Source organism: Flavobacterium gelidicaeli (assembly GCF_013294005.1).
In the GTDB taxonomy this organism is placed as follows: Bacteria; Bacteroidota; Bacteroidia; order Flavobacteriales; family Flavobacteriaceae; genus Flavobacterium.
In genome coordinates this window covers 80257-89701 of the sequence record NZ_JABSNK010000013.1, presented here as the reverse complement: position 1 = coordinate 89701, position 9445 = coordinate 80257, and the positions used below count along the sequence as shown (strand labels likewise).

At 32.2% G+C, this 9445-nt stretch carries 7 protein-coding genes and 1 pseudogene; 2 read left to right on the top strand and 6 right to left on the bottom strand.

From position 1 onward, the window contains the following. Positions 1-1245: 1245 nt before the first annotated feature. Both HNP99_RS15440 and HNP99_RS15435 read left to right on the top strand, forming a co-directional pair. Positions 1246-1719 carry a hypothetical protein gene (locus HNP99_RS15440; protein ID WP_173854319.1) on the top strand — a complete coding sequence of 158 codons (474 nt, stop codon included), beginning with the start codon at positions 1246-1248 and terminating at the stop codon, positions 1717-1719. Between the two features lie 163 nt (positions 1720-1882). Further along, positions 1883-2476, top strand: a complete 594-nt coding sequence (locus tag HNP99_RS15435) for a DsbA family oxidoreductase (RefSeq protein WP_173854318.1) — start codon at positions 1883-1885, stop codon at positions 2474-2476. Positions 2477-2540: 64 nt separating this feature from the next. Here HNP99_RS15435 and HNP99_RS15430 read toward each other — a convergent pair whose 3' ends face one another. The 6 genes and pseudogenes from HNP99_RS15430 to HNP99_RS15405 all read right to left on the bottom strand — a co-directional run bounded on the left by HNP99_RS15430 (position 2541) and on the right by HNP99_RS15405 (position 9258). Continuing rightward, complete coding sequence (locus HNP99_RS15430; RefSeq protein ID WP_173854317.1) at positions 2541-3248, bottom strand: hypothetical protein; 708 nt, start codon at positions 3246-3248, stop codon at positions 2541-2543. A gap of 154 nt (positions 3249-3402) precedes the next feature. Further along, positions 3403-4005 carry a hypothetical protein gene (locus HNP99_RS15425; protein ID WP_173854316.1) on the bottom strand — a complete coding sequence of 201 codons (603 nt, stop codon included), beginning with the start codon at positions 4003-4005 and terminating at the stop codon, positions 3403-3405. Positions 4006-4425: 420 nt separating this feature from the next. After that, positions 4426-4701, bottom strand: a pseudogene (locus HNP99_RS15420) (DUF2892 domain-containing protein); the annotation flags it as partial. Between the two features lie 137 nt (positions 4702-4838). Continuing rightward, the gene (secA, locus tag HNP99_RS15415) at positions 4839-8183 is read right to left on the bottom strand and encodes a preprotein translocase subunit SecA (protein WP_173854315.1); all 3345 of its coding nucleotides are present in this window, start codon (positions 8181-8183) and stop codon (positions 4839-4841) included. Between the two features lie 85 nt (positions 8184-8268). Then, positions 8269-8490 (bottom strand): DUF2795 domain-containing protein, encoded by a 222-nt coding sequence (locus HNP99_RS15410; RefSeq protein WP_007138072.1) that lies wholly within the window; start codon positions 8488-8490, stop codon positions 8269-8271. Positions 8491-8688: 198 nt separating this feature from the next. Beyond that, positions 8689-9258, bottom strand: a complete 570-nt coding sequence (locus HNP99_RS15405; protein WP_173854314.1) for a cob(I)yrinic acid a,c-diamide adenosyltransferase — start codon at positions 9256-9258, stop codon at positions 8689-8691. Between the last annotated feature and the right edge of the window lie 187 nt (positions 9259-9445).

Sequence of the window (9445 nt, the reverse complement as noted above, 5' to 3'; positions counted from 1 at the left end):
CTACTGATAAGACTTGAAGATCTAGATCTTCAAGTCTTATCAGTAGGCTTTATTTAAACAAATAAGGAGTGTTGCATTTATCACTTGAATCTAAGCAATTAAATGAGGTATTGATTTGTGGGTTACTATAAATCAAGGTTAATCTTTACTATTTTAAATAACATGAAATATTAAGTTTAGGAACTTACAGTAACGTTAAAAAGGGTTTAATTATTTTTAAAACATGAGTAATATAGTTGAAAAAATCATTGCCAAAATAAAAAAAGTCAACCACAAGCAACATATTACAATAGTTAAATATAAAATGCTATAGATAGATTTTTTTAAATTAGAAAGTTGTTTGAAATCATTTTTATAAAAAACATTTTCTTTAGTTCTTTTAAAAGTATAAAAGAGTAAAAATCCACAAATTATTACTGAAATAGATATTCCAATTAAAGGCTCGATAATTGGTCCACAAGACAAGAGTTTAATCATTTTTTATTAATTAATTTTCTTAGTATTATAATTGAAACGATTAGAATAACAATTATTATCAAAATGTAAGCTATACTCATATAGGTATATTTTTTAAACTACTCAATATCTTTCTTTTCCTGATATAGGTTGATAAATTTTATTCTCAAATTGATATTCAAAAATAGTATTTTGTAATTGGAATATTGATGATTTTCTTATGAAAAACGCTCAACATTCGTTACGCAGTTAAAGTAGTTTTTTTTCAATAGGATTTATATTTATATTGTTGGTTTTTGTGGGTAAAACCGTGTATTTTAATGAGTAGCGTATTAAATGGTTGTTATAGATTTCAATAGCTTGTTTGACTATTTTCATCCGTTTTAAGATTTGGAATCGTTTTTTTTTATCCAAATTCTTTTTTTTGATTCTTTAGCAATAAGCTTTTTGCTTTTTCCGAAGCATTGGTGGATTCATTTCTCTTTTAAAAGGATTTCATTTTCTTCTCCACATCTTTGTACAATGCTTTTGGTAATGAATTTTTTAAGTCCTTGACTTTTACTCATTGTTTTAGAATTTTTTTTCTAAGAATAGCATTTTTTTCATTCAATAGGTAACTTAGGAGCGAGAAATACTATGTAATTTTGAAGCGTGATTTTTAGAAATCTGACCGTTTAAAATTCAGTTAATGATTGAAATTTTGTAATAGAAATCAATTTTTTTGTACTCAATTTTTGGAAAGGATTGTTTTTTTGTTAGTGTCATAAGTTGCTAAAAGTGTTTATTTTTTTGTCAACCTATTTCAGGAATTGTCATAAGTTTATTTTGATTGTGCAAGATTGGGGCGGACCAAAGGCGTTGCATCTTACCGTAAATCAACCCAATTGTATTTTAGGAACCGTTATTTCTAATACTTGGGTATTGAAAGCGAATGCTGAATTAGAAAAATTTTCTAATTTTTTTAAAACTGAAGAAGGACAAAGACTTATTTATGAGGAAAATTATTTTGTGAGAACCTTGCTTTTAAAAAGTATGAATAAAAAATGGGGTAATAATAAAGCGATTATTGTTGCTTACGAAATGGCATTTCGAACACCAGAATCAAGAAAAGGCACACTGGTTTTCCCACAACAAATAACACTCTCAGAATCTTGGTTTCAAGAAATAGAAGAAAAATTACAGCTTTTAGCAGACAAACCGTTGGAGTTGATCCTTGGGGAGAAAAATAGGACATTAGGAAATCCGGAATCTATTGCTAAGTGACGTTCTTTTTACCCAAATGCAAATGTTCAATTATTACCCGATGCAGATCATTTTACCCAGGAGGAAAGCCCTGAAAGTTTTGTGTTTGCGCTTAGACGAATATTAAAAAAAAATAAAGAAAATAAGAATTCAATATAAATAGTAATAAGAAAAACGAGATAAAATGAAATACCAAATTACAATGTTTTCCGATTTTCAATGCCCTTATTGCTACATTGCAAAAGGAACTGTTGATAGTCTGAGGGAAGAATACGATATTGAAATTAGCTTTAGAGGATATGAAATTCATCCAGACATACCTGAAAATGGAATTACGTCTAAAGATTATTTCCCAAATGCAAAACACAAAAATGTTCAGCTACAAGAATTTGGACGCCAAATCGGTTATGAATTTGCTGATATAACTGCTATGCCTAATTCAAACAAAGCATTACAAGTTGCAGAGTATGCAAAAGAGGTAAACAAATCGGATGCTTTTAATACGCTAATGTACAAAGCGTTCTTTTTTAAAGATATAAACATAAGTTTAATTCCTGAAATAAAAAAAATGGCATTGTTAGTAGGTATTTCTGAGGCAGAAGTTGATCATGTTTTTGCTACTAACAAGTATAAAGAAATATTAGAATCCAATAAAATATTTTGTAGCGATAATAAGATCACTAGTGTTCCAATTTTTATCATTAATAATATAATTATGGTTGTTGGAGCTCAAAGCGCTGAAAATTTTAAAAGAGCCTTTGAACAGTTAAAATTATAATTAAAGGGTTATGATTATATTTTTTTTTTAGTTTCACTAAATTCTAGCTATATCAAAAAAGCTATTAGCGGATGTATTTTTTCGTTTTCTGTTGGTTATAATCATTAAAATCAAATCCAATTATAAAGTCTTTGTTTGTCACTTTTATTAATTTTATTCTATTTAGTATTTCGGCTTCGCCAAAAACTTCTTTTGGAAATTTGTAATCTACTTTTTTTCTTTTTTTAGTGTCAAATAGAGTCATTTTATCTATTGGTTTAGGAACGTCATTTTTAGAGTATAATAGAACCTCCTTGCTTGAATCAATATCAATAAAAGCAGAATTTTCTTCAATTAAGTTTTTCGCTGTTTCTTTTTCATAAATTTGAACCATATGTGGATTTCCACTTCCATAAGACTGCACGAAAACAAATGAATCATCAAAATCAGCAACGACATATCCAATATTTTTAATTAACAAATCAACTGAGCCACTACTAATAGTATCAATAGTTTTTTCGCCTTTTTTGTAAATTAGATATTGTTCATCATTGTTTGTTGAATATATTACTGAAAAACCACCTTTTAAATAAACATCATAATTTTCAGTTGTAGAATCTTTCTCGTTAGTGTTTTTATTTTTGTTACTTTCAAGTTTAACTTTATTACTATCAATTTTTGGATTAACTTCTAAAATTCCATTTTCAGTATTTCCCAATAAAGATTCTTTCTTATCTGTTCTACAAGAAAGAATTATAAATAGTATTAATATTATAATTTTAGATTTTTTCATTTTTGGGGCGTATATCTGCTAACGTTTTGCGACTTCACCAAGTGGTGAACTTCGCAACCGAATATTTTCGACTAATATAAAATTTCTTGCGAAAGATAAACGTGAATTTACCACATATTTCGCCATTTATGCAAACCGCTGTTATATGCTGTTCTTATAGGTCAATCTCAAAAAGTTGCCAACTTTCTATACCAACTAGCTTTTTTGAAATAATATTCGGATTTTGTTCTTTTATTAATTTAAATACGCCAAATTCAAAATCATATTCATCTCCTGCGACACACCATTCTGAACATATGATTAAATTTTCATTTCCAAATTTCGGAAAAATTGAACGTGCAATTTCTATGAAGCCTTTACGAACTTTTTCGTTTTCGTAAAATGCAAACCAAGTATTGAAATGATCATACAATCCTGTCAAGATTATTACGTCATTAAAGAAAATCAGATTTATTCCGCGCATCTGATTTTCATATAAAGGATATGAAATTCTTAAATACTGAACTCCATTATCGCTTTTCAAAATTTCCGATTTCCAATTTTCATTATTGTAAATTGAATAATTGGGAATTGGCTTTTCAATTTCTGTAATCAAATCATTACCTTTCATAGACTCACGAATTTGGTCTTTTGCTTCACCCTCTAAAAAAGACAAATCTAATTTTAGATTGTTTTTAATAGAATGGAAATATTGCTCGCAAGATTCGAGGTTTTTATAATTTTGATTGTTACCAAAAAGTTGCATCCAGACTGCCATAGGTCTTTTTTTTTAAGAATAGCATATAACTAGTAAATATGCGCCTGTTTTTACGTTTTCCTTAAAAGCATAATCCAAAAGGAAGTTCTTCCTGTTACTAATTTTAGCTCCTCAAATATATTAAAATATTCTTACAAATAATTCCAGTATTAGTATTTGAAGAAAAATCAACAATTTAGCAGCGTTCGCGTGAAGGATAGAGGCAAGCTACCGAAGTAGCGCCGAAAGCCTGACAGCACTAAGTTAAGGGGCATTATCTAGCCAAAGTAAAGTAAGCCCCTTTGCTTAGTGCTGGCACGCCCAAATATCACAAATCCTAAAATTTATGAAATTCGTGTTATAGCATATTCTTTTCCCAACAGCCCACAAAAAAACGACTTAGATTGCGCTAAGTGGTTTGGTGTATATATGGAGTGTTGCTTACATTTTTTTCATTTGATCTTTCATCATTTTGATTTGATCGGTTAGTATACCTTGTTTGTCAAGCTTTTTGGCTTCGTTCAATAGGTTGGTAGCTTCAAGTTTACGTCTGCGGGTCATGGCTACACCGGCAAGGTTGAGTTTGGCTACGGCCAAATCTATGTCCATTGATAGTCTTAATTCAATTGCATTTTTGAAATATTTTTCGGCTTGCGTCAAGTTGGTTTGTGACAACATAATACTGTGTAGGTGATTAAAGTATCCTTGTTGTTTTTTTCTTTTAAAAAGTAAAAGATTGCAACGAATAGCAGGAAATAGCTCCTAAATAAAACAATGTACTGATGTGTCAAACTAGTGCAAAAAAAAATCCCCAATACTTTCGTAATTGGGGATTTAGAATATGAAGAGAGGGCTTATTCGTTAACGATAACCCATTCTCCTGTTGCTAGTAAGCTTTCGGCTTTTTTAAACTTCATTGCTTCTGTTTTTCCAGTTGCTACTTGCTTTAAAGTTACCGTATCGTTACGGTTAATTTTTGGCATGTCTCTAACAATTGTTTCTGTTACTGGACGTTGCTGAGTTTCTCCAGCTTCACGGTTTGCCTTTTCACTATTGACAATTTCATCCTTTGAAGTTTGGTAGTCTTCTTTTTGAACGACTTCTTTAGCTTCTTGAATTTGTTGGTTTTGCTGTGCAGGTAAGTCTCCTTTAAACAAGAACGAAATTACTTCTTTATTAATACCGTTTAACATGGCATTGAATAAGTTGAAGGCTTCAAATTTGTAGATAAGTAAAGGATCTTTTTGCTCATGAACGGCTAATTGAACTGATTGCTTCAACTCGTCCATTTTGCGTAAGTGTTTTTTCCAAGCTTCATCAACAATAGCCAATGTGATGTTCTTTTCGAAATCAGCTACTAACTGTTTTCCGTTACTTTCATACGCTTTTTTCAAGTCGGTTACTACGTTTAGGGATTTTACACCATCTGTAAACGGAACCACGATACGCTCAAATTGATTGTTTTGATCTTCGTAAACACTTTGTATGATAGGGAAAGCTTCTCTAGCACTACGCTCTGTTTTTTCAGTATAATATTTTAAAGCTTCTTTGTATACTTTTCCAGTTAATTCAATTTCTGTCATTTTAGCAAAATCACTTTCGCTAACAGGAGAGGTAATTGAGAAATAACGAATCACATCAAACTCGAAGTTTTTAAAGTTGTTAGATGGTTTTGTGTCTTGAACTATCAATTCACAAGTATCGTACAACATGTTTGCAATGTCTAATTTTAGACGCTCACCAAACAAGGCGTGACGACGACGTTTGTAAACTACTTCACGTTGTGCGTTCATAACATCATCATATTCTAATAAACGCTTACGAACACCGTAATTGTTTTCTTCTACTTTTTTCTGAGCGCGCTCAATAGATTTGGTCATCATAGAATGTTGGATTACTTCTCCTTCTTCTAATCCCATTTTGTCCATTACTTTAGCAACTCTTTCAGAACCAAATAAACGCATTAAGTTGTCTTCAAGAGAAACGTAAAACTGAGAGCTTCCTGTATCTCCTTGACGACCAGCACGACCACGCAACTGTCTGTCTACACGACGAGAGTCATGACGCTCTGTACCTATAATAGCTAATCCACCTGCAGCTTTTACGGCAGCAGATAATTTAATATCGGTACCACGACCAGCCATGTTAGTTGCAATTGTCACTACTCCTGGATTCCCTGCTTCTTCAACGATTTGTGCTTCTTGCTTGTGCATTTTAGCATTCAATACATTGTGCTGAACTCCTCTCATTTTTAGCATTCTACTCAATAATTCGGAGATATCTACAGAGGTTGTACCAATAAGTACTGGTCTACCTGCTTTAGATAATGCCGTAACATCTTCGATTACTGCATTGAATTTTTCACGAGTAGTTTTATAAATAAAATCTTCTTTATCTTGTCTAGCCATTGGTCTGTTAGTAGGAATTTCTACTACATCCAATTTGTATATTTGCCATAACTCCCCAGCTTCTGTAACCGCAGTTCCGGTCATTCCACCTAGTTTGTTGTACATTCTAAAGTAGTTTTGTAAAGTCACGGTAGCAAATGTTTGCGTTGCTGCCTCAATTTTCACATTCTCTTTAGCTTCAATCGCTTGGTGTAACCCGTCAGAATAACGACGACCATCCATAATACGACCTGTTTGCTCATCTACAATCATGACTTTATTGTCCATGATTACATATTCATTATCTTTTTCGAATAAAGAATAGGCTTTCAATAATTGTGTTAACGTATGGATACGTTCACTTTTGATTCCGAAATCTTGAAACAATTTTTCTTTCTCTTCTGCTTCAGCATCTTTCTCCAAGTTTTTCTTTTCGATAGCTGCAATTTCAGTTCCAATATCTGGAAGTACAAAAAAGTCAGCATCAGTATCTCCTGAAAGGAATTGGATTCCGTTATCAGTCAATTCTACTTGGTTGTTTTTTTCTTCAATTACAAAATACAAAGCTTCATCAATCTTGTGCATTTCGCGATTGTTGTCTTGCATGTATTGGTTCTCTGTTTTTTGAAGTAATTGTCTAATTCCTTCTTCACTCAAAAACTTGATTAACGCCTTATTTTTAGGTAAACTTCTATAGGCTCTTAGTAATAAAACACCACCTTCTTTAGTTTTTCCTTCTTTGATTAATTTTTTAGCTTCCGCTAAAAATCCGTTTGCTAACTGACGTTGAATTGAAACTAAGTTTTCAATTTTTGGTTTCAATTCATTGAACTCATGACGGTCTCCTTGTGGTACTGGACCAGAGATAATCAATGGCGTTCTTGCATCGTCAATTAATACTGAATCCACCTCATCGACAATTGCGTAGTTGTGTTTTCTTTGTACTAAATCATTAGGCGAGTGCGTCATGTTGTCTCTTAGGTAGTCAAAACCAAATTCGTTATTGGTACCGTAAGTAATATCAGCATTGTAAGCCGCTTTTCTTCCTTCTGAACTTGGTTGGTGATTATCGATACAATCAACAGTCATTCCGTGAAATTCAAATAAAGGTGCTTTCCAAGTACTATCACGTTTTGCTAAGTAATCATTCACGGTTACTAAGTGTACTCCGTTTCCAGTTAAAGCATTCAAGTATAGCGGTAGAGTCGCTACTAATGTTTTTCCCTCACCTGTTTGCATTTCTGCAATTTTCCCTTGGTGTAAAACCATACCACCAATTAATTGAACATCATAGTGAATCATGTCCCATGTGATCTCTTTACCGGCAGCATTCCATTTGTTTTGCCAAACAGCTTGATCACCTTCTAAAGATACATATGCTTTAGTTCCAGAGAATTCTCTGTCTTTAGCTGAAGCGGTAACTTTAATTTCTGAATTGTCTTTGAAACGTCTTGCTGTTTCTTTTACAACTGCAAAAGCTTCAGGAAGGATTTCTAATAATGTTTGTTCAGAGATTTCGTAAGCTTCTTTCTCTAAAGCATCAATAGATACATAAATATCTTCTCTTTTGTCGATATCTTCAATAGATTCAACTTCTTTTTTAAGAGTAGCAATTTTCTCATCGATATTTGCTCTAGCTTCTTTCAGCTGATCTTTAAAGAAGAAAGTACGTGCTCTTAACTCGTCGTGAGACAAAGCGATTAAGCTACTTTCAAAAGTTTTTATTTTAGTTAAATAAGGCTGTAGTGCCTTAACATCTTTCTCGGACTTGTCTCCGACAAAGGCTTTAATAATGCTATTTATGAAACTCATAATATGGTTGTATTTCTAATTTATTTTCTGTTGTAAATTTAACCAAAAAAAAAGCCTCTTTTGAGACTTTTTCTTAGGTAATTTTTTAATATTCATCCTCGTTCCAAAGATAATCTTCGTCAGTAGGATAATCCGGCCAAATTTCTTCCATTGATTCATATATCTCGCCTTCGTCTTCAATAGACTGTAGGTTTTCTACCACTTCTAATGGAGCACCAGCACGTATAGCGTAATCGATAAGTTCGTCTTTGTTAGCAGGCCACGGTGCATCACTTAAATAGGATGCTAATTCTAATGTCCAATACATCTTTTGTCAATTTAGTTTTGTGCAAAAATAAATTTTTTACTGAAAAAGACAAGTAAAAAATCATTTATTTTATAAAAAAGTTAAGAACGTTTGTAATAATTACTGATTTTTGATTTTCAAATTCTGATTTTTAAGCGTGAAACAATCTTTATTTCGATTATTTTAAAAGCTAAAATCGTTGTTCTAAAATTAAAAAAGCTACTTTCTAGGTATCCATTTAACTTCCTCAGCGTTCAAGTCATGAGACAACTTCCGTGCCAAGACAAATAAGTAGTCAGAAAGTCGGTTAAGGTACTTGATAGCAACGGGTGCAACGGGTTCATTATGGTCTAAATGTACTGCTAATCGTTCTGCGCGACGACAAACACAGCGAGCAATATGACAATATGACACGGTAGTATGACCACCAGGTAACACAAAATGGGTCATTGGCGGTAACGCAGCTTCCATATTGTCAATTTCGTTTTCTAGTAATTCAATGTCACTTTCTTCAATGCCTAATTTTTGTAATCTCAATTCTCCGTTTTTCATCACTTCCTTTTCAGGTGGTGTAGCTAAAATAGCTCCTACGGTAAACAAACGGTCTTGAATTTCGATTAAGATTGTTTTATAATGTGCGTCCATATCTTGATCCCGAATCAATCCTATGTGCGAATTAAGTTCGTCTACGGTTCCGTAGCTTTCTATACGAATATGGTCTTTTGGGACTCTGGTTCCGCCAAATAGGGCAGTGGTTCCTTTGTCGCCAGTTTTAGTATATACTTTCATAATATTAAGGGGGTAAAGGCTGGTTTATAAATTATATTTTAAGCTAATAAAATCAACTTTCGATATACTATATCTTAAAGCTGGTTTAGATAGATTATAAAAATCAGTACTAATTATTCTTATAAATTCCCTCAAAGATAAAGGAATGCTAGGGAAGGAAAAAATGATTTTTAGTTATATAACAGTA